General features: G+C 64.6%; 27 protein-coding genes. 13 read left to right on the top strand and 14 right to left on the bottom strand.

The window, feature by feature from the left end:
• Window positions 1-9: 9 nt before the first annotated feature.
• Window positions 10-1,911, bottom strand: a complete 1,902-nt coding sequence (locus FJ959_RS21220; protein ID WP_140631809.1) for an ABC transporter ATP-binding protein — start codon at window positions 1,909-1,911, stop codon at window positions 10-12.
• 28 nt (window positions 1,912-1,939) lie between these two features.
• A complete protein-coding gene (locus FJ959_RS21215) occupies window positions 1,940-2,461 on the bottom strand; it encodes a hypothetical protein (RefSeq protein WP_181167235.1) in 522 nt (173 codons plus the stop codon).
• Between the two features lie 283 nt (window positions 2,462-2,744).
• Here FJ959_RS21215 and FJ959_RS21210 point away from each other — a divergent pair, with 283 nt between their 5' ends.
• Both FJ959_RS21210 and soxR read left to right on the top strand, forming a co-directional pair.
• Entirely contained in the window at window positions 2,745-3,218 is a 474-nt protein-coding gene (locus FJ959_RS21210) for a tRNA (cytidine(34)-2'-O)-methyltransferase (RefSeq protein WP_140631807.1), read from the top strand.
• Window positions 3,219-3,368: 150 nt separating this feature from the next.
• Complete coding sequence (gene soxR / locus FJ959_RS21205; protein ID WP_140496043.1) at window positions 3,369-3,839, top strand: redox-sensitive transcriptional activator SoxR; 471 nt, start codon at window positions 3,369-3,371, stop codon at window positions 3,837-3,839.
• Between the two features lie 68 nt (window positions 3,840-3,907).
• Here the strand turns inward: soxR and FJ959_RS21200 are convergent, their stop codons facing one another.
• Entirely contained in the window at window positions 3,908-4,165 is a 258-nt protein-coding gene (locus tag FJ959_RS21200) for a hypothetical protein (RefSeq protein ID WP_023770299.1), read from the bottom strand.
• A gap of 119 nt (window positions 4,166-4,284) precedes the next feature.
• Between FJ959_RS21200 and hemF the strand changes: the two genes are divergently transcribed.
• The 3 genes from hemF to FJ959_RS21185 all read left to right on the top strand — a co-directional run bounded on the left by hemF (window position 4,285) and on the right by FJ959_RS21185 (window position 6,169).
• Window positions 4,285-5,199, top strand: coding sequence for an oxygen-dependent coproporphyrinogen oxidase (gene hemF / locus FJ959_RS21195; RefSeq protein ID WP_140496045.1), 915 nt, complete (start codon window positions 4,285-4,287; stop codon window positions 5,197-5,199).
• Between the two features lie 308 nt (window positions 5,200-5,507).
• On the top strand, window positions 5,508-5,768 hold the full coding sequence (locus FJ959_RS21190) for a DUF1344 domain-containing protein (protein ID WP_140516926.1): 261 nt from the start codon (window positions 5,508-5,510) through the stop codon (window positions 5,766-5,768).
• Window positions 5,769-5,983: 215 nt separating this feature from the next.
• The gene (locus FJ959_RS21185; protein WP_140496047.1) at window positions 5,984-6,169 is read left to right on the top strand and encodes a DUF1059 domain-containing protein; all 186 of its coding nucleotides are present in this window, start codon (window positions 5,984-5,986) and stop codon (window positions 6,167-6,169) included.
• Between the two features lie 58 nt (window positions 6,170-6,227).
• On the opposite strand, the gene FJ959_RS21180 is transcribed toward FJ959_RS21185, so the two are convergent.
• From FJ959_RS21180 to FJ959_RS21170, 3 genes are read right to left on the bottom strand one after another with little or no spacing between them, the layout of a single operon-like run.
• Window positions 6,228-7,493 carry a CCA tRNA nucleotidyltransferase gene (locus FJ959_RS21180; RefSeq protein ID WP_140631805.1) on the bottom strand — a complete coding sequence of 422 codons (1,266 nt, stop codon included), beginning with the start codon at window positions 7,491-7,493 and terminating at the stop codon, window positions 6,228-6,230.
• Window positions 7,490-8,122 (bottom strand): CoA pyrophosphatase, encoded by a 633-nt coding sequence (locus FJ959_RS21175; RefSeq protein WP_140524963.1) that lies wholly within the window; start codon window positions 8,120-8,122, stop codon window positions 7,490-7,492. The genes FJ959_RS21180 and FJ959_RS21175 overlap by 4 nt, the downstream gene beginning before the upstream one ends.
• A gap of 13 nt (window positions 8,123-8,135) precedes the next feature.
• Window positions 8,136-8,765 carry a DUF1285 domain-containing protein gene (locus tag FJ959_RS21170; protein ID WP_140517010.1) on the bottom strand — a complete coding sequence of 210 codons (630 nt, stop codon included), beginning with the start codon at window positions 8,763-8,765 and terminating at the stop codon, window positions 8,136-8,138.
• A 135-nt stretch (window positions 8,766-8,900) separates the two neighbouring features.
• Here FJ959_RS21170 and FJ959_RS21165 point away from each other — a divergent pair, with 135 nt between their 5' ends.
• From FJ959_RS21165 to FJ959_RS21150, 4 genes are all read left to right on the top strand, one after another.
• On the top strand, window positions 8,901-9,905 hold the full coding sequence (locus FJ959_RS21165; protein WP_140496049.1) for a MoxR family ATPase: 1,005 nt from the start codon (window positions 8,901-8,903) through the stop codon (window positions 9,903-9,905).
• The gene (locus FJ959_RS21160) at window positions 9,905-10,918 is read left to right on the top strand and encodes a DUF58 domain-containing protein (RefSeq protein WP_140631803.1); all 1,014 of its coding nucleotides are present in this window, start codon (window positions 9,905-9,907) and stop codon (window positions 10,916-10,918) included. Before FJ959_RS21165 ends, FJ959_RS21160 begins: the two co-directional genes overlap by 1 nt.
• Window positions 10,915-13,737: a DUF4159 domain-containing protein gene (locus tag FJ959_RS21155; RefSeq protein WP_140631801.1), complete on the top strand. Its 2,823-nt coding sequence runs from the start codon at window positions 10,915-10,917 to the stop codon at window positions 13,735-13,737. The genes FJ959_RS21160 and FJ959_RS21155 overlap by 4 nt, the downstream gene beginning before the upstream one ends.
• A 63-nt stretch (window positions 13,738-13,800) precedes the next feature.
• Window positions 13,801-15,879: a hypothetical protein gene (locus tag FJ959_RS21150; protein ID WP_140496052.1), complete on the top strand. Its 2,079-nt coding sequence runs from the start codon at window positions 13,801-13,803 to the stop codon at window positions 15,877-15,879.
• Between the two features lie 103 nt (window positions 15,880-15,982).
• Here the strand turns inward: FJ959_RS21150 and clpS are convergent, their stop codons facing one another.
• The 4 genes from clpS to FJ959_RS21130 all read right to left on the bottom strand — a co-directional run bounded on the left by clpS (window position 15,983) and on the right by FJ959_RS21130 (window position 17,498).
• Entirely contained in the window at window positions 15,983-16,288 is a 306-nt protein-coding gene (clpS, locus tag FJ959_RS21145) for an ATP-dependent Clp protease adapter ClpS (RefSeq protein ID WP_140496053.1), read from the bottom strand.
• A gap of 100 nt (window positions 16,289-16,388) precedes the next feature.
• Window positions 16,389-16,712, bottom strand: coding sequence for a hypothetical protein (locus FJ959_RS21140; RefSeq protein ID WP_140496054.1), 324 nt, complete (start codon window positions 16,710-16,712; stop codon window positions 16,389-16,391).
• A gap of 211 nt (window positions 16,713-16,923) precedes the next feature.
• The gene (locus FJ959_RS21135) at window positions 16,924-17,157 is read right to left on the bottom strand and encodes a hypothetical protein (RefSeq protein ID WP_140496055.1); all 234 of its coding nucleotides are present in this window, start codon (window positions 17,155-17,157) and stop codon (window positions 16,924-16,926) included.
• 38 nt (window positions 17,158-17,195) lie between these two features.
• Entirely contained in the window at window positions 17,196-17,498 is a 303-nt protein-coding gene (locus FJ959_RS21130; RefSeq protein WP_140556114.1) for a hypothetical protein, read from the bottom strand.
• A 280-nt stretch (window positions 17,499-17,778) separates the two neighbouring features.
• Here FJ959_RS21130 and FJ959_RS21125 point away from each other — a divergent pair, with 280 nt between their 5' ends.
• Both FJ959_RS21125 and FJ959_RS21120 read left to right on the top strand, forming a co-directional pair.
• Window positions 17,779-18,495 carry a response regulator transcription factor gene (locus tag FJ959_RS21125; RefSeq protein WP_140561408.1) on the top strand — a complete coding sequence of 239 codons (717 nt, stop codon included), beginning with the start codon at window positions 17,779-17,781 and terminating at the stop codon, window positions 18,493-18,495.
• Entirely contained in the window at window positions 18,492-19,901 is a 1,410-nt protein-coding gene (locus FJ959_RS21120; protein ID WP_140496058.1) for an ATP-binding protein, read from the top strand. Before FJ959_RS21125 ends, FJ959_RS21120 begins: the two co-directional genes overlap by 4 nt.
• Before the next feature lie 15 nt (window positions 19,902-19,916).
• Here the strand turns inward: FJ959_RS21120 and choV are convergent, their stop codons facing one another.
• From choV to FJ959_RS32535, 4 genes are all read right to left on the bottom strand, one after another.
• Entirely contained in the window at window positions 19,917-21,098 is a 1,182-nt protein-coding gene (gene choV / locus FJ959_RS21115) for a choline ABC transporter ATP-binding protein (RefSeq protein WP_140631799.1), read from the bottom strand.
• Window positions 21,095-21,949, bottom strand: a complete 855-nt coding sequence (gene choW / locus FJ959_RS21110; RefSeq protein WP_140567114.1) for a choline ABC transporter permease subunit — start codon at window positions 21,947-21,949, stop codon at window positions 21,095-21,097. The genes choV and choW overlap by 4 nt, the downstream gene beginning before the upstream one ends.
• A 139-nt stretch (window positions 21,950-22,088) precedes the next feature.
• Window positions 22,089-23,024: a choline ABC transporter substrate-binding protein gene (locus FJ959_RS21105; protein ID WP_140496061.1), complete on the bottom strand. Its 936-nt coding sequence runs from the start codon at window positions 23,022-23,024 to the stop codon at window positions 22,089-22,091.
• A gap of 37 nt (window positions 23,025-23,061) precedes the next feature.
• Complete coding sequence (locus FJ959_RS32535) at window positions 23,062-23,187, bottom strand: hypothetical protein (protein WP_263483040.1); 126 nt, start codon at window positions 23,185-23,187, stop codon at window positions 23,062-23,064.
• Window positions 23,188-23,262: 75 nt separating this feature from the next.
• On the opposite strand from FJ959_RS32535, the gene FJ959_RS21100 reads away from it, so the two are divergent.
• Window positions 23,263-23,874, top strand: a complete 612-nt coding sequence (locus FJ959_RS21100; RefSeq protein ID WP_140516940.1) for a thymidine kinase — start codon at window positions 23,263-23,265, stop codon at window positions 23,872-23,874.
• A gap of 136 nt (window positions 23,875-24,010) precedes the next feature.
• Window positions 24,011-24,400 carry a cytochrome c family protein gene (locus FJ959_RS21095; RefSeq protein ID WP_140561413.1) on the top strand — a complete coding sequence of 130 codons (390 nt, stop codon included), beginning with the start codon at window positions 24,011-24,013 and terminating at the stop codon, window positions 24,398-24,400.
• Window positions 24,401-24,427: the final 27 nt, after the last annotated feature.

The raw sequence follows: 24,427 nt of genomic DNA, 5'->3' as shown, positions 1-24,427 counted from the left end.
CGGCGGCCATCATTCAGCGGCTTGTCCCTTTGCGCCAACGTCATTGGCAACAACGTCGTTTGCGGCACCGATCGGGCCGTCATCCAGCAGGAAACCGCCCGACTGGCGCTGCCAGAGCTGCGCGTAGAGTCCGCCCTTGGCCACCAATTCCTCGTGCGAACCTTCCTCGATGACACGGCCCTGGTCCATCACCACAAGCCTGTCCATCGCCGCGATGGTCGACAGCCGGTGGGCGATGGCGATGACGGTCTTGCCTTGCATGAGCTTGTAGAGGTTCTCCTGGATGGCCGCTTCCGCCTCGGAATCCAGCGCCGACGTCGCCTCGTCAAGGATAAGTATGGGCGCGTCCTTCAACATAACGCGAGCAATGGCGATGCGTTGCCGCTGGCCGCCGGACAGTTTGACGCCGCGGTCGCCGACATAGGCGTCGAATCCCTTGCGGCCGCTATGGTCCGAAAGCCCGCCGATGAAGTCCAGCGCCTCGGCGCGCCGCGCAGCCTCGACAAGCATGTCGTCGCTGGCGTCGGGCCGGCCATAGAGGATGTTTTCGCGCACCGAACGATGCAGCAGCGAGGTGTCCTGCGTGACCATGCCGATCTGGGCGCGCAGCGAATCCTGTTTCACCGCTGCGATCTCCTGGCCGTCGATCAGGATACGGCCGGCTTCGAGGTCGTAGAATCGCAGCAAAAGGTTGACCAGCGTCGACTTGCCGGCGCCGGAGCGGCCGACAATGCCGACCTTCTCGCCCGGTTTCACCACCAGCGACAGGTTCTCGATGACGCCCTTCTGCTTGCCATAGTGGAAGCGGATGTCCTCGAAGCGTATCTCGCCTTTGGAGACCGTGATCTCCTTCGCACCGGGCCTGTCCTCGACAAGGCGCGGCAGCGAAATCGAGGCGATGCCGTCCTGCACCGTGCCGATGTTCTCGAACAGGCCCGACATTTCCCACATGATCCACTGCGACATGCCCCACATCCGCAGAACCAGGCCGATGACCACGGCGACCGCGCCGATCGTCACCGCCTGGCCCAGCCACAGCCACAACGAGATGGCGGTAACCGAGAACAGGAGAAGCGCATTCAGGATGTAGAGCGAGCCGAACAGCACCGTCACCAGCCGCATCGACCGGTAGACCGTGTCGAGGAAGCCCATCATGCCCTCCTTGGCGAAGGAGGCCTCGCGGCGGGCATGGCTGAACAGCTTGACCGTCTGGATGTTGGAGTAGCTGTCGACAACGCGGCCGGTCATGACCGAGCGCGCATTGGCCTGTTCCTCGCCGACCTTGCCCAGCCGAGGAATGAAATAGCGCAGCAGAAGGATGTAGCCGACCATCCAGACGCCGAGCGGTGCGGCCAGCCGCCAGTCGGCCGAGCCGACGATGAGCAGCATGCCGAGGAAATAGACGATGACGTAGTTCAGGACGTCGATCACCTTGATCACGCATTCGCGCACGGCGAGTGCCGTCTGCATCAGCTTGGTGGCGATGCGGCCTGCGAATTCGTCCTGGTAGAAGCTCATCGACTGCTTGAGCAGATAGCGATGCACCTGCCAGCGGATACGCATGGGATAGTTGCCCATCAGCGTCTGCTGGTTGAGCAGCGAATGCAGCCATACCGTGCCAGGCAGCGCGAACAGCACGATAAAGGCCATGCTGGCGAGCTTCCAGCCCTCCGTCTGCAGGAAGGTTTCGCGGTTCTGCGCCGAAAGCCAGTCGACGATGCGGCCGAGGAAGCCGAACATCCACACTTCCGCGATGGCGATTGCCGCCACCAGCACCGCATCGACCAGGATATAGGGCCATGCGCCGCGCGTGTAATGCAGGCAGAAGGCAACCAGCGTCTTGGGCGGCTCGACCGGCTCCGCGCCCGGGAACGGATCGAGCCTTTTTTCAAACCAGCTAAACAACAACATAGGTCATGCTCATGAAATCTGTTTCCGCTCACGCGGCGCGTGAACGTACGAAGTCCTCGGACCGCATGGCGCCGAGGGCCGACGGTCCGGAATCATCCGGACCGTCGGCCCTGCTTCGCGCTATATAGGGGTTCGCGGGCTTTTCGCCGACAGGCTCTTTTGTTGATCCTGACGGTGCGGTGTCGACAAGGCGAATCTTCGCGCCCGGCCGGATCGCCCGGATGATACGGCGCACCAACGAGGGCCGGCTCGGGTCGGGAACCGCGCGCGAGAAATCGACATCGGGCAGCATGCCGCGATGCGGACGCCGGCGAACCTCGGCGTGGACCGCCGACGAATAGGTTTCGCCGATCAGCAGCGCCCAGGTCGGCAGCCGGTGGATATGCAGGCTCCTCGAGCCCGGTATTCTGTAGGGATCGAACATCGGTCCGTCCTCCGTGTGAAAATAGAGATAAAAAGGGTGCTCGACGTCCTGCCGCGGGATCGGCGGCTGATCAGTCGAGACGCGTTGGGGCGGGGCCATCGGCCCCTTCGGCAGCTTGAAAAACATCGCAGGATTCCTTCGAAGACCAGGGAATGGTTTCGGCGGAAATCGGTGCGGAAGCGTCTAAGAGATCAGGAGAACCGTCGTACCGAAACCGCCACCGGGCATGTAAGCCCACGGAGAGGGTGCTGGATGTGCATGGTCATCATGAATTACCCCTCCTTCGGTTCGGGTTGACAATGTACGCTGTATACCCGACTTCGCAGAAAATGGCCACCCGCAGGTCCAGCAATTTCCAAAACCGCGAAGCCGCTGTGGCCGATTTGCCACTTAATAGAAGGATGCGGAAATGAACGACCGTCTCCGCATCGCCCTCTACCAGCCTGACATCGCCGGCAACACCGGCACAATCCTGCGCTTCGCCGCCTGCCTCGGGATCGGCGTCGACATCATCGAACCGGCCGGCTTTCCGCTCTCCGATAAAGCGCTCAGGCGCGCCGGCATGGATTACCTCGAAATGGCTGCCCTGACCCGGCATGTCGACTGGCACGCCTTCGAGGAGTGGCGCAAGGCCCGCGCGCGCCGGCTGGTGCTGCTGTCGACCAAGGCTGCGACCCCATACACCAGCTTCAACTTCGCCACTGGCGATATCCTTTTGTTCGGCCGTGAATCCGCAGGCGTGCCGGATCCGGTCCATCAGGCGGCGGACGCGCGGCTGACGATCCCGATGCAGGCCGGCGCGCGCAGCATCAATGTGGCCCTCTCCACCGCCATGGTGGCCGGCGAAGCCACGCGACAACTGGGCCAGAATGCCATCCGCTGAAGCGGCGGCCACGGTCCCGCCGGCGCCCGCGACACGGCCCTCGCCCGTCATCCTCACCCAGGCGCACATCGCCATCTCCTGTCGTTTGCATGTCGATGGCTTCTTCGCTACAAGCTCAACTTAACTTGAGGTCAAGCGGAAAAGTGCGAGATGGCGCCAGCAGCGGAATTGACGGTTGGCCAAGTGGCCGCGCGCAGCGGTGTCGCGGTGTCGGCGCTGCATTTCTACGAAGCTCGCGGCCTGATCCGCAGCCACCGCACGTCAGGCAACCAGCGCCGCTACGGCCGCGACGTGCTGAGGCGCGTTGCCATCATCAAGATCGCGCAGGAGGTCGGCATTTCGCTGGCCGAGATAGCGACGGCGCTTCAATCCCTGCCCGAGGGCCGCACCCCGACGCGCGACGACTGGAGCCTGCTGTCGACCGCCTGGCGCGACGGGCTCGACCGCAAGATCGGTCAATTGAAGAAATTGCGCGACGGGCTGACCGACTGCATCGGCTGCGGCTGCATGTCGATCGACAAATGTCCGCTCCGCAACAAGGATGACCGGCTGGCCAGGGAAGGAACAGGGGCGAGAAGGCTGGTTCTTCCTTCTCTCGGTTCACGGAGAGAAGGTGCCTGAGCGTAGTGAAGGCGGATACAAGGGGCGACGCCTGTATTGGGTTGTCCCCGTAAACAGGGCGAGGAATTCTAATCCGCCGCCGGCAGGCGCCTTATGGTGAATTCGATCAAATCGCCCGGCCGTTCGAACCAGCTTTCGATCTCGGTCCAGTAAGCCTGCTTGGGGAAGCGCTCGAACCATTCCTTTGCCTTGAGGCGAGCGTCCGAACGCGGCAGGACGAAGGTTTCGCGCAAAAATCCGTCGCGCGGCATGCGCGCGCGTTCGGCCCGGCTTTGATCGAGCCTTTTCTTCAGGCCATCCAACGGCGGTCTTGCCGGGGTGCGCACGAAGGTCTCCTTGCTCCGATCAGATCAGACTTGACCCTTTCCCCTAAGAGATTAGGGATCGCGCCGGCAAAAGACGAGTCATTTGTAGGGGCCGGCCGCCCCGAAACCGGAGACAGCACTTGGAACGACCTGAAATACCGGTTGGCCTGCCCGCCGACATCGAAGAAAAGAAGATGAAGGCACGGCTGTGGTTCGAGGCGCTGCGAGAACGCATCTGCGGCGCCTTCGAGCAGATCGAGCAGGATCTCCAGGGCCCGCTCGCTTCATGGTCGCCGGGCCGGTTCGAAAGGACGCCGTGGGAGCGTGACTCCGGCAAGGGCGGTGGCGGAACCATGTCGATGATGCACGGCCGAGTCTTCGAGAAGGTTGGCGTCCACACCTCGACGGTTTACGGCGAGTTCTCGCCCGAATTCAGGAAGCAGATGCCCGGCGCCGAGGAGGACCCGCGCTTCTGGGCATCCGGCATTTCGCTGATCGCGCACCCTTGGAACCCCAACGTTCCGGCCGTGCACATGAATACGCGCATGGTCGTCACCTCGCGCCATTGGTTCGGCGGCGGCGCCGACCTCACCCCGGTGCTCGACCGGCGCCGCACACAGGACGACCCCGACACGACAGCCTTCCACCGCGCCATGCAGTTCGCCTGCGAGAAGAATGCCGGCGTCGCCGACCATGCGAAATTCAAGGCCTGGTGCGACGAGTATTTCTTCCTTCCGCATCGCAACGAGCCGCGCGGCACCGGCGGCATCTTTTTCGACTGGCTGCATTCGGGCGAGGACAAAGGCGGCTGGAATGCCGACTTCAACTTCGTCCAGGATGTCGGGCGCGCTTTTCTCGTCGTCTATGGCCATCTCGTGCGAGGCAATTTCAACGAGAACTGGACTGATGGCGACCGCGACGAACAGCTCATCCGCCGCGGCCGTTATGTCGAGTTCAACCTGCTTCATGATCGCGGCACCATTTTCGGCCTGAAAACCGGCGGCAATGTCGCCTCGATTCTCTCCAGCCTGCCGCCGGAGGCCCGCTGGCCGTAAAAAGATGGTGAGCGCGCCGTGAGCCGCATTGATGTCCCATTCGCTTCGAAATGGGCATCGAATGTGGCGCGGGAGCCGTCGCAAAGTTTCTTTTTCGTCTAATAGGCTTCGGAAAAGACTGGGCTATTTGTCGGGACGGGTCGGGAAGCGCCGGCGGTTCGCCTGCGCAATTCCAGGAGTGCAGAGCGGTGCTCCGTCGGAATTGCGTCAGAACGAAGCGGATCGCGACTCGACGCAACCGGACGGCCCAGGACGATGCGGGACACCTCTGCCAAAAGGGTGCCCGCGCTTTCCAGGAGTACTTCGCAATGCGCAAGATCATTGTTTCGGCCGCAGCGGCTGCCCTTCTTGCTTCCGGTTCGGTGGCATTCGCCGCCGTCAAGCACACCACCGGCACGATCAAGACCTTTGATACGGCGGCCAAAAGCCTGGTTCTCGACAATGGATCGTCTTTTACGCTTCCCCGGACCTTCAAGGATCCTGGCCTGAAGGTCGGCGAGAAGGTCAGAGTTTCATGGGACATGAGCGGCAAGGATAAGGTTGCCGAGGCAGTCAAGATCATGAAGTGATGACCTGCCCATAGGGGTGGCGTAAGAGGGCGGAGCAGCGCTGCTCCGCCTTTTTGTCGTTGACGGCAATCAATGCCACCCCATCTGTGTTATGGTTTCACCCGCTCGTGGTCCAACCAGTCTCAAGGTCGGACAACGGGCCAAGAAGATGCGGAGTCCCTGCCGCCTTTTGCAGGACGGTCGACCGGACTCCATGGAGGAAAAGGAGAAATCCCATGAAGGAATTCCACTGCGGCTCGCTCGTTCCAGGTTGTGAATGGCACACGCGCGCCGAGGAGGAAGCCGAGGTCATGCGCCGTGCCGTCGAACATATGCGCGAGACGCATGGCGAGACGATCATCCGCGAAACGATGATCGAAGCGATCCGCTCGCGCATCGAGAAGGTCCGCGACGCCGCCTGATTTGGAGCAAGTACCGGAAATCGTGGCGATTTCCGCCCGGATTGCGTTGACGAATGCTTTATCCGGCCTTCAGGGCCTGCGCGGCGCGCTTGAGCAGCGCGTCGCGATCGGGCCCAAACCCGGCATCGACCCATTCCACTTCGAGATTCCTGAGGATCGCGCCGAGTTTTGGCCCGGGCATCCCCCCAATCGCCGTCAGATCGGCGCCCTTGAGCGGAAACACGGGCCTTTCCCATCTCAATGCGAAGGCGAGAAGTCGGGAAAAGCCGCCTGCCTCGATGAGCGCATTGGTCTGGTCCACCGCGCGCACCCGTGCCGCTGCGAGTGACAGGCGAAGCCGGTCGACGACCCCCTGCCGGTCGCCCCGGTAGAGCGTCTTGGCCAGTTCGCCTTCGGTCGTTTTCGGCTCGATTCCCGGCGTAAGCGCCCAGTCGCGCAAACGGTTTGCTTCCGCCGTCGACAGTCTCAGCCGCTCGGCCAGCGTCTTCATGCGCGCCGCATCCGGCGGCACGATCGCCTCCAGCCTGAGCAGCGGGTCCGCAGTCCAGCCCAGATCCTTCTCGGCTCTGGCCAGGCCGTGGATCGCGTCGATGCCCCATTTCTCGCTTTCCGGCAGCACGCTGGTCAAAACGCTTGCCTGCCGCATCCACAACAGCGCGCGGGACGGATCGGCCGCCGACAACAGCTTCTTGAGTTCGGACCAGACGCGCTCGGCCGAGAGCTGCACGAGCCCTCCCTTCAGCCGGGCGCAAGCCTTCAGCCCCTCAGCGTCCGGCCGGCCTTCGCCATACCAGGCGAAGAAGCGGAAAAAGCGCAGGATACGCAGATAGTCCTCGCGGATACGCGCTTCCGGATCGCCGATGAAGCGCAGCCGGCGCCCCTCTATGTCGGCGACGCCGCCGACCAGATCAACGACCGTACCGTCGGCTTCCGCGTAGAGCGCGTTGATGGTGAAGTCGCGCCGCTCGGCGTCAAGCTTCCAGTCTCGCCCGAACGACACCTTGGCGCGGCGGCCGTCGGTCTCGATATCCGCGCGCAGCGTGGTGATTTCATAAGGCTTGCCGCCGGCAATCACGGTGATCGTGCCGTGCTCGATGCCGGTCGGAACCGTCTTGAACCTCGCCGCCTCGGCGCGGCGGATCGTCTCCTGCGGCAGGCAGGTGGTGGCGATGTCGATGTCGGCGACGGGCTGGCCGATCAGCGTGTTGCGCACCGCGCCGCCGGCGACCCGCGCTGCCTCGCCGCCACTCGCCAGAATGGCAAGCAGGCGCTGCAGATGCTTGTCGCCGAGCCAGTCGGCCCTGTCAGCGATCGAGACCTTCACCCATAGAGCCTTTCATAGAGCGTGCGGATGATGCCGGCGGTGACGCCCCAGATGCGCCGGTCGCCATAGGGCATGTCATAGAAGAACCATTCGAGATCGTTCCAAATGCGGCTGTCCCTGATGTGGTTGGCCGGATCCATGAGGAAGCGCAGCGGCACTTCGAAGGCCAAGTCGACCTCCTCGGCATTGAGCGTCAGCTGGAAAGGCGGCCGCACGATGCCCAGCACCGGCGCGATCCTGTAACCACTGCCCGCGACATAATCGGGCATACGGCCGATGACCTCGATATGGTCCCGGCCAAGGCCGATCTCCTCGAAAGCCTCGCGCAGCGCCGCCGCTTCCGGACTGGCGTCGGTCGGATCGATCGTCCCGCCGGGAAAGGCCACCTGCCCGGAATGGTTGCGCAGCGTCTCGGCCCGCTTGGTCAAAAGAACCGTGGCATCGTCCTGGTGATCGACGATCGGGATCAGCACCGCCGCTTCGCGCAGCGGTTTCGCCCGGTGGAGGCGCGGATGGCCTGGATTGAAGCGATGATCGCCATAGTCGTCGCCGGCATGCGCCTGCGGCTGCGCGGCAAAGCGCGCGCGCAGATCGGCAATGGAAAAGGGCGTCGGCGTCACCTGGTCCATCATGAACTGTCCGTCACGCGCTCAGCTGCCTCAGCCTGTCGGCCGGCATGATCGGATAGGCCTGGCCTTTCGAACGAACGGCAAACATCAACCTGCCGCCGATCTCGATCTCCTCGCCATGCTCGACCAGTTCGTACATCACCGGCCGCGCCACCAGCGCCTCCAGCCGCCCGCGCACCAGCACATAAGGCTTCAGCCCGCCGGTCTCGTGCTCGTCGACGAAGCGCAGCGGCCGCTCCGGTCCGGCCTCGACGACGTCGCCGACATTGGTGCGGAACGTGATGATCTGGCCCTCGCCGCTGCCCGAGACATCCATCTCGACGGCGATGAAGGGTGCGTCGGCGACGCGGATGCCGACCTTTTCCACCGGCGTCACCAGATAGGTCCTGCCGTCCGCGTCCTTGCGCAGCACCGAGGAAAAAAGCTGTACCAGCGGCATGCGGCCGATCGGCGTGCCGAGATAGAACCAGGTGCCGTCAGCCTTGATTTCCATATCCAAATCGCCGCAGAAGTCAGGATTCCAGCGCTCCACCGGGGCCGGCCCCTTGCCGGCGCGGGCCGCACGCGAGATCAGCGCCTCGAGGCCGCGCGCCTCGGTCGCGGCCGCCAGGCTTTGCTGTCTTTGTTCGGAGCCCTCTGCCATCGTCACGAAATAGTCACTGTTGTTGCGCTTGTCAGCCTAACTCTGTGATTTAAATTTGAAGGCAGGCGCCAGACGGAGCCGAATCGCGGCATTCTGCGTCAAGCTGGTATTTCCAACCACAAGGATCGATGCTGCATGAGCGTGATGGTCAAGGAAAGCCCGATCAGCGAAAAAGACATGATCGCCGAGGCCGAGAAGGCGCTGGCCGACATTTCCAGGGTCCGCGACGGGGTCGGTCGCATCATCTTCGGCCAGGAAAGTGTCGTCGAACGCGCTCTGGTGGCGCTTCTGGCCGGCGGCCACGCGCTGCTGGTCGGCGTGCCGGGCCTCGCCAAGACCAAGCTGGTCGAGACGCTGGGCATCGTGCTCGGCCTCGATTCGCGCCGCATCCAATTCACCCCCGACCTGATGCCCTCGGACATTCTCGGCTCCGAGGTGATGGAGCAGGACGAATTCGGCAAGCGCTCCTTCCGCTTCATTTCCGGGCCGATCTTCGCGCAGTTGCTGATGGCCGACGAGATCAACCGCGCCTCGCCGCGCACCCAGTCGGCGCTGCTGCAGGCCATGCAGGAGTATCACGTCACCATTGCCGGTGCCCGCCACGACCTGCCCTCGCCTTTCCATGTGCTCGCGACGCAAAACCCGCTGGAACAGGAAGGCACCTATCCGCTGCCCGAGGCACAGCTCGACCGTTTTTTGATGCAGGTCGACATCCTCTATCCCGAACTCGAGGCCGAGCGCCGCATCCTTTTGGAAACCACTGGGGTCGAGGACGCGAAGGCACAGAATGTGCTGCAGCCGGCGCGGCTGAGGGATATCCAGACGCTGATCCGCCGCATGCCGGTGCCTGAAAGCGTGGTCGAGGCAATCCTGGCCCTGGTGCGCTCGGCGCGCCCCGGCCAGGGCAACGCCGAAACCGACAGGCATGTCGCCTGGGGCCCGGGTCCCCGCGCCAGCCAGGCACTGATGCTGTGCACGAGGGCGCGCGCGCTCTATGATGGGCGGCTGGCGCCGTCGGTCGACGATGTGCGGGCTCTGGCCGAGCCGGTGCTCCAGCACCGCATGGCGCTGACCTTCGCCGCCCGCGCCGAAGGCACCAGCGTGCGCGATGTGGTGGCCAAGCTCGTGAAAGGGATTTGATGGCGCGCATCGGCGAGCTCCAGGCTCCGGCAGCGACGCGCGACGCGCTCGCCCGCGGCCGGTTGCGGGCTTCGCTCGTGCCCGACTTGCTGGTCGAGGCGCGCCGCATCGTCAACACCGTGATCGCCGGCTGGCATGGCCGCCGCAAGCGCGGCATCGGCGAGAATTTCTGGCAGTTCCGGCCCTATGTCGAAGGCGATTCCTCGCGCATCGACTGGCGCCGCTCGGCTCGCGACGACCACACCTATGTGCGCGACCGCGAATGGGAAGCTGCCCATACGGTGTGGCTGTGGGCCGACCCCTCACCGTCCATGCTCTACAAATCGACCGGTGCCGCCGTTTCCAAGCAATCGCGCGGCCTGGTGCTGGCGCTGGCCATGGCCGAGCTGCTGTCGCGCAGCGGTGAGCGCATCGCCTGGCCCGGCCTTACCGATCCGTTCACCGCCCGCAACGGCGCCGAGCGCATCGCCGCCCAGCTCATGCATGCCGGCGACTTGCCGGCCAAACCCGATCTCTCCGGCATCCGCCGCTTCTGCGACATCGTCATCGCCAGTGATTTCCTCGACCCGGTCGAGGAAACGATGGCCTGGCTCGACGTGCTCGCCCGCCATGGCGTGCGCGCGCATCTGATCGAGGTCGCCGACCCGGCCGAGGAGACATTCCCCTATGCCGGCCGCACCGAATTCACCGACCCGGAGAGCGGCGAGAAGCTGACCGCCGGCCGCGCCGAGATGCTGGCCGATGAGTATCGCCTGCTCTATGGCGCCCGACGCCAGGAACTGGCCAGCTGGTGCAAACGGCTCGGCTGGAGCTTCACCGTCAACCACACCGATCGGCTGGCTTCCGACGCCCTGGTACGCCTGCACATGGCGATGACGGATGGCGGTCAGCCCGGGCTGACCGCTATTGGCCACGTCGGCATGATCGCCGGTGGCGATCAGCCCGGGCCGACCGCTGGCGGTCGTGGCGGCATGATCGCTGGTGGCGATCAGCCAGGAAAGGCCGTCGCATGAGCTGGCTGCCGCTTTCCTTTGGCGCGCCCATGCTGCTGTGGGGTCTTTTGGCGCTGCCGGTGATCTGGTGGCTGCTCAGGCTGACCCCGCCCAGGCCGCAGACCGAGGTGTTTCCGCCGCTGAAGATCCTGGCGCGCGTGCTGAAGCGCGAGGAAACCCCGCAGCAGAGCCCCTGGTGGCTGACGCTGCTCAGGCTGCTGATGGCGGCGCTCATCGTCGCCGCCCTTGCCGAACCGGTCTTCAATCCGCGCGAGAAACTGCCGGCCGAGGGCGCGGCCCTGGCGCTGGTCGTCGACAATGGCTGGGCAAGCGCCGCCGACTGGAACAAGCGCATCGCAACCGCCGAGCGGCTGATCGCCGACGCCGGTTCGAACGGCGTGCCGGTCATCATCGCCTTCACCGCCGAAAAACCCAATGCCGAGATCGGCCCCTTCGATGCGGCCGCGGCGCTCGACCGCCTGCGCGCGGCAAAGCCGCGGCCGATCCCGACCGACCGGCCGGCGGTCTACGCCCGCGTCGCCGCCGCCCTGGAGCGCCTGCCGGGCGCCAGCGTCGCCGTGCTGGCCGACGGACTGGCGGCGAAGGGCGACGAGGCCGCCTTCAACACGCTCCTGTCCAAAAACGCCGCCCGCGTCGTGTGGGCCGTTGCCGACCGGATGTCGCTGACCGGCCTGACGGGCGCCGAGAACGAGGTCGACGGTTTTGCCCTCACCGCCATCCGGGCGCCCGGCGATGCGGCACCGGCGCAAGTCACCGCTGGCGCCTTCGACGACAAGGGCCGCCGCATCGCCGATGCGACGCTGACTTTCGCACCCGGCCAATCCACCGCCACCGGCACCATGGCGGTGCCGTTCGAGCTGCGCAACGATTTCGCCTCGATCGCGCTCGATGGCGAGCGTCAGGCGGGCGCGGTGCGCGTGCTGGACGAAAGCTCCAAGCGCCGCCGCGTCGGACTCCTGTCGCAGGCCGAGGCCGACCAGGCGCAGCCGCTGCTGTCGCCGCTCTACTATATCAGGCGCGCGCTGCAGCCCTTCGCCGACCTGGTCGAACCTTCCAGCGCCGACCTGGCCGACGCCATTCCGCAGATCCTCGACCAGAAGCCGGCGATGATCGTCATGGCCGATATCGGCACCATTCCCGCACAGATCAGGCCAAGGCTCGTCGACTGGGTTGAAAAGGGCGGCACCCTGGTGCGTTTCGCCGGGTCGCGGCTGGCCGCCGCCGGCAATGACGACGACCTTCTGCCGGTGCGTCTGCGCACCGGCGAACGCTCGCTCGGCGGCGCATTGTCATGGACCACGCCGCAGCCGGTCACCGAATTCCCCAAGGCTGGCCCCTTCGCCGACCTGGCGCCGCCGACCGAGGTGACCGTTTCCAGGCAAGTGCTGGCCGAACCGACGCCCGATATCGTCGAGCGCACCTGGGCAGCGCTTGCCGACGGCACGCCTCTGGTCACCGGCCTGAAGAAGGGCAAGGGCACGCTCGTGCTGTTCCACGTCACGCCCGAAGCGACCTGGTCGAACCTGCCGATCTCCGGCAGCTTCGTCGAGATGCTGCGCCGCATCGTGCAGTTGTCGCGCAACCAGGGCGCCGCCATCGCCAATGCGGAAGCCGCCGCCACCTCGCTGGCGCCCTACCGCATGATAGCGGCCGACGGAATGCTGGTGCCGCCGACGCCGGATGCGCGCCCGCTGGTGCCGGGCGCCGGTACACTGCCGGTGACCTTCGAAAACCCGCCCGGCCTCTATGGCTCTGAGGCCGGCGTTTTCGCCCACAATCTGCTCGATGCGACAAGCACACTTGCGCCGCTGGCGCGCCCGCAAATCACTGTCCCGGTCACCACAATTCAGTATGCCTTTGACGAATCGCGCAATTTGAAGGGCGCGCTGGTGGCCGCCGCGCTGGCGCTGATGGTGCTCGATACGCTGGCGGTGTTCTGGATGGGCGGCCTGTTGACGCGCAGGCCGCGCCGCGCTGCGGCCGTAACCACCATGGCGGCCATTCTGATCGGGCTCGGCGCGCTGTTCGGCCATGTCGGCCCCGCGCGCGCCGACGATGCCAAGCCTGGCGACACCGCCGCGATAGAGGACATCTCCAAGACCCGGATCGCCTATGTGCTGACCGGCGTGCCCGGCGACGATTCGATCAGTCGCGCCGGGCTCGAGGGCCTGACCCGCTTCCTCATCGAGAAGACCGCGCTCGAGCCGGGCGCGCCGGCCGGCGTCGACATCTCCAAGGACGAGCTTTCGTTCTTTCCCCTCATCTATTGGCCGATCGATCCGGCCGCAGCCATGCCCAGCCAGGCCGCGATTGCCCGTATCGATGCCTATATGCAGCAGGGCGGCACCGTGCTGTTCGACACGCGCGACCAGTTCGCCAACGGCATCGGCGCCGACTCGACCAGCCCCGCCACCGAGCGGCTGCGCGACATCCTCGGCAACCTCAACGTGCCGCCGCTGGAGCCGGTGCCGTCGGATCATGTGCTGACCAAATCCTTCTTTATCCTGCCCGAATTCCCCGGCCGCTTCGCCGGCAGCCCGCTCTGGGTCGAGGCATCGCTCGACGCCAGCAATGCCGAAAACCGGCCGGTGCGTACCGGTGACGGCGTCTCGCCGATCATGATCACCGCTAATGATTTCGCCGGCGCCTGGGCCGTCGACGAGAATGGCGACCCGCTGCTGCCGACCGTGCCCAACGACCCGATGCAGCGCATCTATGCGTTGCGCGCCGGGGTCAACATCATGATGTACATGCTGACCGGCAACTACAAATCCGACCAGGTGCACGTGCCCATATTGCTTGAACGGTTGGGCCAGTAAGATGACGCTCCTTCTTGCGCTCGCTCCCCGGATCGGCCCTCCCTGCAAGGGGGAGGGTAAGGCATGAACTGGTCGATCTCCTTCGAACCGCTGATCTCCTGGCCGCTGCTGGCCCTTGTGCTGGTGCCGCTGGCCCTGCTCGCGGCCGTCGGCCTGTGGTTTCGCCAGCGCGGCGCGGTCCTGCGCCTCGTCGCATTGCTGGCGCTCGCCGCCGCTCTCTTCAATCCGGTGTTCCTCAACGAGGAGCGCGAGCCGCAGCAAAGCGTGGTTGCCCTGATCGTCGACCGGAGCCAGAGCCAGGACATCGGTGAACGGACCAAACAGACCGACGAGGCGCTGGCCGGGCTTGAGCAGCGCCTCGGCCGCTTCAAGCAGTTCGACGTCCGCGTCGTCGAGGCCGGCAAGTCGGAAGCCGCCGAGGAACGCACGGAAACGCGGCTGTTCGGCGCGCTCGAAAACGCCTTCCGCGACGTGCCGCCCTCGCGCATCGGCGGCGCCGTCATGATAACCGATGGCGAAGTGCATGACGCACCCGCCGGCGCGCCTGATTTCAATGCCCCGCTGCACGCCTTGATCACCGGCAACGACCACGAGAAGGATCGCCGCATACGTTTCGAGAACGCGCCCCGCTTCGCCCTCGTCGGCAAGCCGCTCGATATGACCTATCGCGTCATTTCAACCAGCAACGAAACCGGGCCGGTCGATGTGCGCGTTTCGGTCAATGGCGAGCAGGTCGCTGTCGAGCATGCCACCGTCGGCCAGGCCATGCCGCTGCACGTGACCATTCCCGGCGCTGGGCGCAACATCATCGAACTCGCCATCGATCGCGAGCCGGGCGAGCTCACCGACACCAACAACCGCGCCATCGCGCTGGTCGACGGCATTCGCGAGAACCTGCGCGTGCTGCTCGTCTCTGGCGAGCCGCATGCGGGCGAGCGCACCTGGCGCAATCTGTTGAAATCCGACGCCTCGGTCGATCTCGTCCATTTCACCATCCTGCGGCCACCGGAGAAGCAGGACGGCACGCCGATCAACGAATTGTCGCTGATCGCCTTCCCGACGCGGGAACTGTTCGTCGAGAAGATCAAGGATTTCGACCTGATCATCTTCGACCGCTACCAGCACCGCGACGTGCTGCCGATCCTCTATTACGACTACATCTCCGAATATGTCGAAAAAGGCGGCGCGCTGCTGATTGCGGCCGGACCCGAATATGCCGGTGAAAGCTCGATCGCGCGCACGCCGCTGATGTCGGCGCTGCCGGCGATGCCGACCGGCGAGGTCGTCGACAAGGCGTTCTACCCACGCCTCACCGACATCGGCCAGCGCCATCCGGTGACGCGCGGTCTCGACGGTTCTGCCAGCGAGCCGCCGCACTGGAGCCGCTGGTTCCGCACCATAGGCGTGCAGAATCCCGAAGGCGAGGTGGTGATGAAGGGGGCCGACAACCGGCCGCTGCTCCTGCTCGACCGCAAGGGAGAAGGCCGCGTCGGCATGCTTCTGTCCGACCAGGGCTGGCTGTGGGCGCGCGGCTTCGAAGGCGGCGGCCCGCATGTCCAGCTCTACCGCCGCATCGCCCACTGGCTGATGAAGGAGCCAGAGCTCGAGGAGGAACGGCTGACCGCCGACGGGCGCGGCATGGTGCTGGAAATCCGCCGCCAGACCATGGCCGACGACCCCGGCCCGGCCCAGATCATTACGCCCTCCGGCAAGACCATTACCGTCAAGCTCGAGAAATCCGAACCCGGTGTCTTCCTGGGCAGCGCCCAGACCTCCGAGATCGGCCTTTACCAGGTCGGCAATGGCGACCTTACCGCGCTCGCCCATGTCGGGCCGGTCAACGCACCCGAATTCGCCGACGTCGTTTCCACGCAGGACCGGCTGAAGGCTCCCGCCGAAGCCACCGGCGGCAGCGTTCGCAGGCTTGCGGGATCGACCCTTGGAGGCGGCGACGTGACCTTGCCCTCGATCGTCCCCGTACGGTCCTCGGGCGAAGCGTCCGGCGCCGACTGGATCGGCCTGCGCACCACCGACGACAGCGTACTCAAGGCGGTCTCGCGCGTGCCGCTGTTCGGCGGCTTCCTCGGTCTCGGCCTGCTGCTGCTGGCGATGGGTTCGATGTGGTACCGCGAAGGGCGGTAGCTTCCTTCTCCCCGTCACTATACGGGGAGAAAGACGCTGTCGCGGATGGTTTCGCCAATTATCGGCGTTGCGAAGGGAGCCAAGGCTATGAAGGAGCCCTGCTCTACTCCTCCGGCTCCGTCGTGAACATCAGCGGATAGCCCTTGGCCTTGCCGGCGTCGGTGGCCCGTGTCGCCTTTGTCTCGGCGACGTCCTTGGTGAAGACGGCGACGACGCAGACGCCGCGCCGATGCGCCGTGATCATCACCCGATGCGCCTGGTCTTCGCTGAGCTTGAACTCGCCCTTCAGCACCGTCACCACGAATTCACGCGGCGTGAAATCGTCATTGAGCAGGATGACCTTGTAGAGCTTCGGCCGCTCGGTCTTGGGTAGGGTCTGCGTACGGGGTTTTGTCGTGATTTCAGGCATGGGAACCGGCAATTGCGCGAGCCTCGGCTACGCCCCTATTTTCGCACGGGCGAAAGCGAGCGTCCAATCACAGAGCTATGTGGGAAGTGCGGCCCGCGGTTCAACGGCCCTGGCGGCCGAAGCCGCTCCGGGAGGGCAAGTTTCCGGCAGCATCCGACCGGCGTTCCATCCAGGATGCGACCGGCCAGGCGACGACGCAGATCAGCGTCACGCTGGCAAGTGCGATGAGCAGCCAGGTCTGCGCGGGCGTGATGTAATCCCAGTCGGTGGAAATCACAGGCGCGAACAGTGACGGCTCGGTGCGGCCGCTGGCCGGATCCGGCACGGGACTGGCGGTGAACAGGATCATAAGCCGGGCGGCGCCGGTGGCGACCAGGCTGCCGAACACGATCGAGCGCAGAATGGACGAAAGCCGCCTCTTCATGCGGATTGTCCTACGGCGCCGGCCTTGCAATCGGGTTAAGGCCGATCGAGACAAAGCCGCCGGCGCCGGCTTCGGCCACATCGTTCGGACCTGTCCGTTCGCTTCACTGCCGATACACGGCCTTCGGCTTTTTCGGACAGGAAGAAGGCCGCTCCAGCAAAACGCGACTGGAGCGGCCTTGTCATAAGGCAGGCAGTGTGCCCGACCTGGATTAAGCCTTCGGAGCGACCTTCTTGTCGGTCTTCTTGACAGTCTTCTTCGCCTTCTTGTGCTTCTTGGCAACGACCTTCTTCACCGGAGGCTTGGCGGTCGTGGTCGCCGGAGCGGTGGTCGTCGAGGAAGCAGCCGGAGCGGCGGTCGTGGTGGCAGCGGCGTTGCCGAGAGCCGGCATGGCGAAGGCGAGAGCAACGGCGAGACCGGTGGCGGAGAGGATGGACTTTTTCATGGCTTCATTTCCTTTTCATGCGGGTCGGGTTTCGAGTGTCACTGAACCGGGTCGTTCGGTGTCACCCCCAGCAACTTCAAAGCGTTGGCGAGCATCCGGATACCCTGTGCCTGTTTCTTGGCGGCGCAGTACCGGTTGCCCTTTCTCTGAAGTGCCTTTGCCGCGGTGACCTGCGTTGCCGTGGCATGGGTTTCGAGGGCTTCATCGAATTGGTGGCTGAGATTGGCACACCGCTCGGTCCGGGTGGTGGGCGTCACTTTTGCATCCGATTGTCCAGCAGCGGCTGTGACGAGCGAAATGCCCATCAACGCACCCAACAAACTGATCGACAACCTTGGCATCGGTTAATCCGTGAACCCGGAGACTTGCGTCGCGGCCAAATGACCTGACCGCCACGGCACCGTTATGCCGGCCTAGTTTTTCAGGAGTTTTTCCCGATTATAGAATTTTGTTTCTGGATTGTGTCTGTGCGCCCCGGCGGGAGGCCTCCAGCGCATTCGGTGTGGAGATTGCCAGATTTACCTTGCCTTGAAATCCAAGGCACTGGCCAACATATGGCCCGAATTCTATCGTGTGGGTGGCCGCCTGCCGGCTTGGCAGGTCAACGAAGACAGGATCCCCGTGAAATCCGACGCACACATACTGATCGTCGACGACGACAAGGGCATTCGCGACCTGCTGCAGGAGTTCTTCCAGAAGCGCGGCCTGCACACATCGGTTGCCGCCGACGGCACCGAGATGGAAACGATCCTGCGCCGTGCACAGGTCGATCTCATCGTGCTCGACGTCATGCTGCCCGGCAGGAGCGGGCTGGAACTGTGCCGTGACATCCGGGCCCAGTATTCGACGCCGATCATCATGTTGACCGCCGTCACCGAGACGACAGACCGCGTGGTTGGCCTCGAGATGGGCGCCGACGACTATGTGCCCAAACCTTTCGACCCCCGCGAATTGCTGGCCCGCATACGCGCCGTGCTGCGGCGCAACGGTGCCCCCGAGCCCAAACGCGTCACATCGAAGCAGATCTACCGCTTCGCCGGCTGGACGATGGATTGTTCGCGGCGCCGGCTGACCGCGCCCGACGATGTCAGGGTCGAACTGACCATGGCGGAGTTCAATCTGTTGCAGACCTTCGTCAAGAGCGCACAGCGCGTGCTGACCCGCGACCAGCTCATCGAACTCTCCGGCGGCGATAGCGATTATTCCTTCGACCGCAGCATCGACATCCTGGTCAGCCGGCTGCGGCGCAAGATGGAAGATGACCCCAAGACGCCCAAGCTGATCCTGACGGTGCGCAGCGGCGGCTATCAGTTCCTCCCCGAAACGACTTCCGAATGAGACGTTTCCTGCCGCAGACCCTGCCTGTGTGGGTGCTGCTGATCGTCATTGCCGGCCTGTTGATCAGTCAGGTCGCGACGCTCTACATCGTGTCGCGCGACCGCGCAGCCGCCAATGACGTGGTCGATCTCTACCGCCTCAACGACCGCGCCTATTCGCTGGTGCAGCTGATGCATGCCGCCACGCCCGAGGAGCGCAAGGCGACCGCATCCGGCCTGTTCAACGCCACCTACGCTCTCACGGTTTCAGACACCCCCGCGGTCACCTCGTCGATCGCCGGCGACGATGAACTCGCCGAGCTGGAAGACATTCTCGTTGGACGGCTGTCGAAGTTCGGCGTCACCGACGCGCGCGTCCGGCGCGATCCGGCGACGCAGGAATCCGACAGCCCCGGTGGCGAGGTCATGAACAGGGACGTCGGCCAGGTGGAACGCGATCTCCTGGTGCTGGCGGCGAATTTCGCCCAGAGTGACAAGCTGACCGCCTCGCTGCGCTTCGCCGACGGCCAATGGCTGAACTTCACCGAGCCGATCACGCCGGTCGGCCCGATCCTGAGCTTCGACAGCCTGCCGCTCTATTCGCTGATAGCGGGGCTGGTGGTGATCATGTCGATCTGGTCGCTGCGCCGGCTGACCGCGCCCTACCGGATGATGGAAACCGCCGTGAACCGGATCGGCAATGACCTCAAGAGCCCGCCGATCGCCGAAAGCGGCAGCCGCGAGGTGCGCGCCGCCGCCAAGGCGATCAACGCCATGCAGGCGAGATTGCGTGAATATGTCGAGGACCGTGAGCACCTGGCCGCCGCGCTGGCGCACGACCTGCGCACGCCGATGACCAGGATGCGGCTGCGCCTGGAACTGTTGCGCAAGTCGGCGGTTCGCGAGGCGCTGGCGCACGATCTCGCCGATGTCGAGAGCATCGCCAGTTCGGTCATCGACTTCGCCACTTTCGAGGTGAACGAGGAAAAGAGCGAGCGCATTGACTTTTGGTCGCTGGTGGAATCGATCGCCGACGGCTACGCCGAGGTCTCCTTCGACAATGATGATACGCGCTCGCGCGGCCTGATCTGCATGGCGCGACCGGTCGCGCTCAAGCGCTGCGTCACCAATCTTGTGCAAAATGCAGTTACCTACGGCAAGAAGGCGCATCTCAGCCTGTACCGGTCGGGCGACATGATCACGCTGGCCATACGCGACGAGGGGCCGGGTATTCCGCAAGCCCAGATCGACGCCGTGTTCGGATCTTTCGTGCGCCTGGAACAGTCCCGCAACCGCCAGACCGGCGGCCTCGGCCTCGGCCTCACCATCGCCCGCAACATCGCGCGTGCCGCCGGCGGCGAGATCCGCCTGTCCAACCATCCGGACGGCGGCCTGCTGACGGAGCTGCGCCTGCCGCTGGCGACTTGAGACGCGACTGAGGGATTACCGCCGCAGCACCGCGCTCAGCACGTCCCTGATGCCGATCGCGCCGACGAAGCGCGACTGGTCATCGAACAGCGCCACGGGCGCAGTCTGCGACCGGTGCATGGCCAGCATCACGGTCTTCAGCGACGTTCCGGGATTGGCCCAGAACACCTGGGCCGCTTCCTCGGGCTGGCCTTCGACGTCGGCGCAGGACACCCATACCGCCGGCTTGCCGTCACGCTCAGCCGCCGCCACAAGGCCATGGTCGTCGATCTTGAAGCGCGTCGTCTTGCGCCGGTCGAGCCACACCCAGCCGTCCTTGCCCTGTTCGAGATCGCGGCGATCGCGCATCACGTTCCAGGCGGTCAGCACCGACAGCGGATTCACATTGGCGATGAAGTCGCGGACATAATCGTTGGCGGGCTTGAGCACGATGTCCTCCGCCGCGCCGGTCTGCACGATGCGTCCACCCTCCATGATTGTGATGTGGCTGCCGATCTTCAGCGCTTCCTCGAGGTCGTGGCTGACGAAGATGATGGTCTTCTTCAGTTCGGCTTGCAGCTGCAGCAACTCGTCTTGCAGCTTGGTGCGGATCAGCGGGTCGAGCGCCGAGAACGGCTCGTCCATCAGAAGGATCGGCGCCTCGGTGGCGAAGGCGCGCGCCAACCCGACGCGCTGCTGCATGCCACCCGAAAGCTCATGCGCGTATTTCTTCGACCACTGCTCGAGATTGACCAGCTTGAGCTGCCTGTGGACGCGCTCCTTGCGCTCGGCATCCGGCACGCCGGCAAGTTCGAGGCCAAGCCCGACATTCTCTTCCACCGTCCGCCACGGCAGCAGGCCGAACTGCTGGAACACCATCGCAACCTGCTTCTGCCGCAGGCGCCGCAAGGTAGCCTCGTCGCAGGTGACGACATCGACGGTGCGGTCGCCATCCTTGACCAGAACCTGGCCGCGCGAGACGACGTTCAGGCGATTGACCGCTCTCAGCAGTGTCGACTTGCCCGAGCCGGACAGACCCATGAGGACGGAAATCTCGCCCTCATGCACGGTAAGGCTGGCGCCGGCACAACCGAGCACATTGCCGGTCTGCTCGAGGATCTCGGCGCGCGTCGCGCCCTTGTCGATCAGCGCCAGCGAACCCGCCTGGTCGGCGCCGAAGACGATATCGACGTTCCTGAAATCGACGGCGACGGTCATTTCTTGCCTCCAACGCCAATGCGGGTCATGCGGTCGAGCACGATGGCGAGCACGACAATGGCGAGCCCGGCCTCGAGGCCGAGATCGATGCGGCGCGAACCGAGCGCGCGGTTGATCTCGGTGCCGAGCCCGCCGGCGCCGATCAGCGCTGCGAACACCACCATCGACAGCGACAGCATGATCGACTGGGTCAGGCCCGCCATGATGGTGGGCAGCGCCGAGGGCAGTTCGACCTTCCACAGCAGCTGGCTCCTGGTGGCGCCGAACGCCTCGCCGGCCTCGATGATCGATTTGGGCACGGAGACGACGCCGAGATGCGTGAGCCGGACCGCGGTCGGGATGACGAAGATGATGGTGACGATGAGGCCGGGCGCGTTGCCAAGGCCGAACAGGGTCAGCACCGGGATCAGGTAGACGAAGGTCGGCAGCGTCTGCATCAGGTCGAGCACCGGCAGCATGAAGCGGTAGACCTTCGGCTTGTGCGCCGCCCAGATGCCGAGCGGCACGCCGATGGCCATCGCCATGGCGGCGGCGGCCACGACCAGCACCAGCGTCTGCACCGTCTGCTTCCACAGGTTCTGGTTGATGATGAAGATCAGGCCGAGGAAGACGCCGATGGCGAGCGGGCGCGAACGCTGCAGCAACCAGGCGATGATGGCGATGATGAGCGCCAGCAGCACCGGCGGCACGACCAGCAGGAGGTCGACCAGGCTGTCGAGAATGAAGTTCAGGCCGTTGGAAAAGGCCCTGAAGACGGTGTCGAAATTGTCGGTGAGGAACCCGAAGAACGCCTTGCCCCATGGGCCGATGGGAATCTTGTAGCTGACCAGGAATTTGGAAATCGGATCCATCTTGCCCCCTCTCCTACCGGCATCGCTTTGCCGCGGTGTCCGCTGTCGTCACGTCATCTTCTCACAGCATATGAAAAAGGGCAGCCTTTTCCAGTGGCTGCCCTTTTGTTCTCACGCGTGCATGCCGAAGTCAGTCGGCTCAGCTCCCCAGTGCGGTCTTGATGGCCGCTGCCGCATCGCCGCCGTCGAAGGTGGTCACGCCGGCGATCCAGGGTGTCACGGCATCCGGATTTTTCTTCAGCCAGTCGGTGGCGACAGTCTGGGCGTCGCCGCCCTTGAGGATGGCGTCCATCAACTGGCCTTCCATGTCCAGGTTGAACTTGAGGTTGGCAATGAGCTTGCCGGCGTTCGGGCATTCGGTGGTGTAGCCCTTGCGCACATTGGTGTGGACGGTGGCGGCACCGAAGCCGCTGTCGCCCATGCCGTCGAGATAGGTGATCTTCATGGCGCCCATCACCGGGTGCGGCGTCCAGCCGAGGAAGGCGATCCACTCATTGTTCTTCATCGACTGCTCGGCCTGCGTCAGCATGCCGGCCTCCGAGGATTCGACCAGTTCGAAGCCTTCGAGATTGTCCTTCGGGTTCTTGATCATGTCGAGGATGATGCGGTTGCCGTCATTGCCGGCCTCGATGCCGTAGATCTTGCCGTCGAACTTGTCCTTGAACTTGCCGAGGTCGGTCAGTGTCTTGACGCCGGCATCCGCCACATAGGTCGGCACGACGATGCCGTAGCCGGCGCCGGTCAGGTTCGTGCTGATGGTCTCCACCGAACCGTCGGCCGTGTAGTCCTTGATGTCGTTGGTCATCGACGGCATCCAGTTGCCCAGGAAGACATCGAGGTCCTTGTTCTTCAGCGACGCCATCGTCACCGGCACCGACAGCTGGATTACCTGCGGCTCGTAGCCGAGCGCCGTGAGCAGCACCGAGGCGATGCCGGTCGTCGCCTGGATATCGGTCCATCCGACATCGGAAAGGCGTACCGCCTTGCAGCTAGCCGGATCCCCGGCGAAGGCAGCGCTCGTCGACAAGAAAGCCGCAAGGCCGAGGCCTGCGACGAAGGAATTCATACGCGACATGAACTTTCTCCCATTTCGATTCTTTGGCGAGGCGAAGTCACGGTTTTTGTGCCCGCCTTGTTTCGTCAGCCAAACACCATTCTCGTGCGGTTTCAAGCATTAAGGCAATCACGATCAACGGCGCTGGCTGGCCGATCAGCGACACGTCAGCCGCTTTTTCCATGCGAGCCGGCTTTTTTGGTGGAAGGCCTGCCAGGGGCCTTCCCCGGGCCCGGCCAAGTGGGCTTAAAAGGGCGCCATGGCCAAACTGTATTTCCACTACGCGACGATGAATGCGGGCAAGACGACGATGCTCCTGCAGGCGTCGTACAATTACCGCGAGCGCGGCATGACGACGATGCTGTTCGTCGCCGGCCACTACCGCAAGGGCGACACCGGCCTGATTTCGTCACGCATCGGACTGGAAACGGAAGCCGAGATGTTTCGTGACGGCGACGACCTGTTCGCCCGCGTCGCCGAACATCATCAGCACGGTGCCGTGCATTGCGTCTTCGTCGACGAGGCGCAGTTCCTCGAGGAGGAACAGGTCTGGCAGCTCGCCCGGATCGCCGACCGGCTCGACATCCCGGTCATGTGCTATGGCCTGCGCACGGACTTCCAGGGCAAGCTGTTTTCCGGCTCGCGCGCCTTGCTGGCCATAGCCGATGAGCTGCGCGAAGTGCGCACCATCTGCCGCTGCGGCCGCAAGGCGACGATGGTGGTGCGCCTCGGCCCCGACGGCAAGGTCGCTCGGCAGGGGGAGCAGGTGGCGATCGGCAAGGACGTCTATGTCTCGCTCTGCCGTCGCCATTGGGAAGAAGAAATGGGTCGCGCCGCCCCCGACGATTTCATCGGCTTTGTCGCGCCTTGACCGGGCTGTGGCATCACGGCCGCCACACTTGCCGCCATCGATCGGCTTTCGCGATCCCGCCACGATGCAGCGTTTGTTAAGGCCCCGGTCCTATTCTGCGTCCTCTCGTTCCAGCCAGAACTCGTCGGGGATAGCCATGTTTCGAGCCGCTTCGTCTGCCGCAGCCTTTCTGCTTGCCGGCGTCCTTGCCGCCCATGCCGGCGGCGATCCGGCACTGGGCAAGAGGGTCTTCAACCGATGCATGGCCTGCCATGAAGCAGCGAGCGACCGCGACAAGGTCGGCCCGCACCTGATGGGTGTCGTCGGCCGCGCCGCCGGCAGTGCCGAGAGCTTCCTCGGCCATTACTCCGAAGCGATGAAGAGTGCAGGCGCCGCCGGTCTCGTCTGGGACGAGGCCAACCTCGCCGGGTATCTGAAGGCGCCGCGGCAAAAAGTGCCCGGTAACAAGATGGCCTTTGCCGGCCTGAACAACGACGAGGACATCGCCAATGTCATCGCTTATCTGAAGGCCGATCCCAAGCCCTGAGCCAGGATTATTCCGTCCCCGCGATGG

The organism is Mesorhizobium sp. B2-2-4 (assembly GCF_006442375.1).
Taxonomy (GTDB): Bacteria; Pseudomonadota; Alphaproteobacteria; order Rhizobiales; family Rhizobiaceae; genus Mesorhizobium.
Note: the sequence above shows the minus strand (reverse complement) of the source record. Positions and strands in the feature narration are given on the sequence as shown.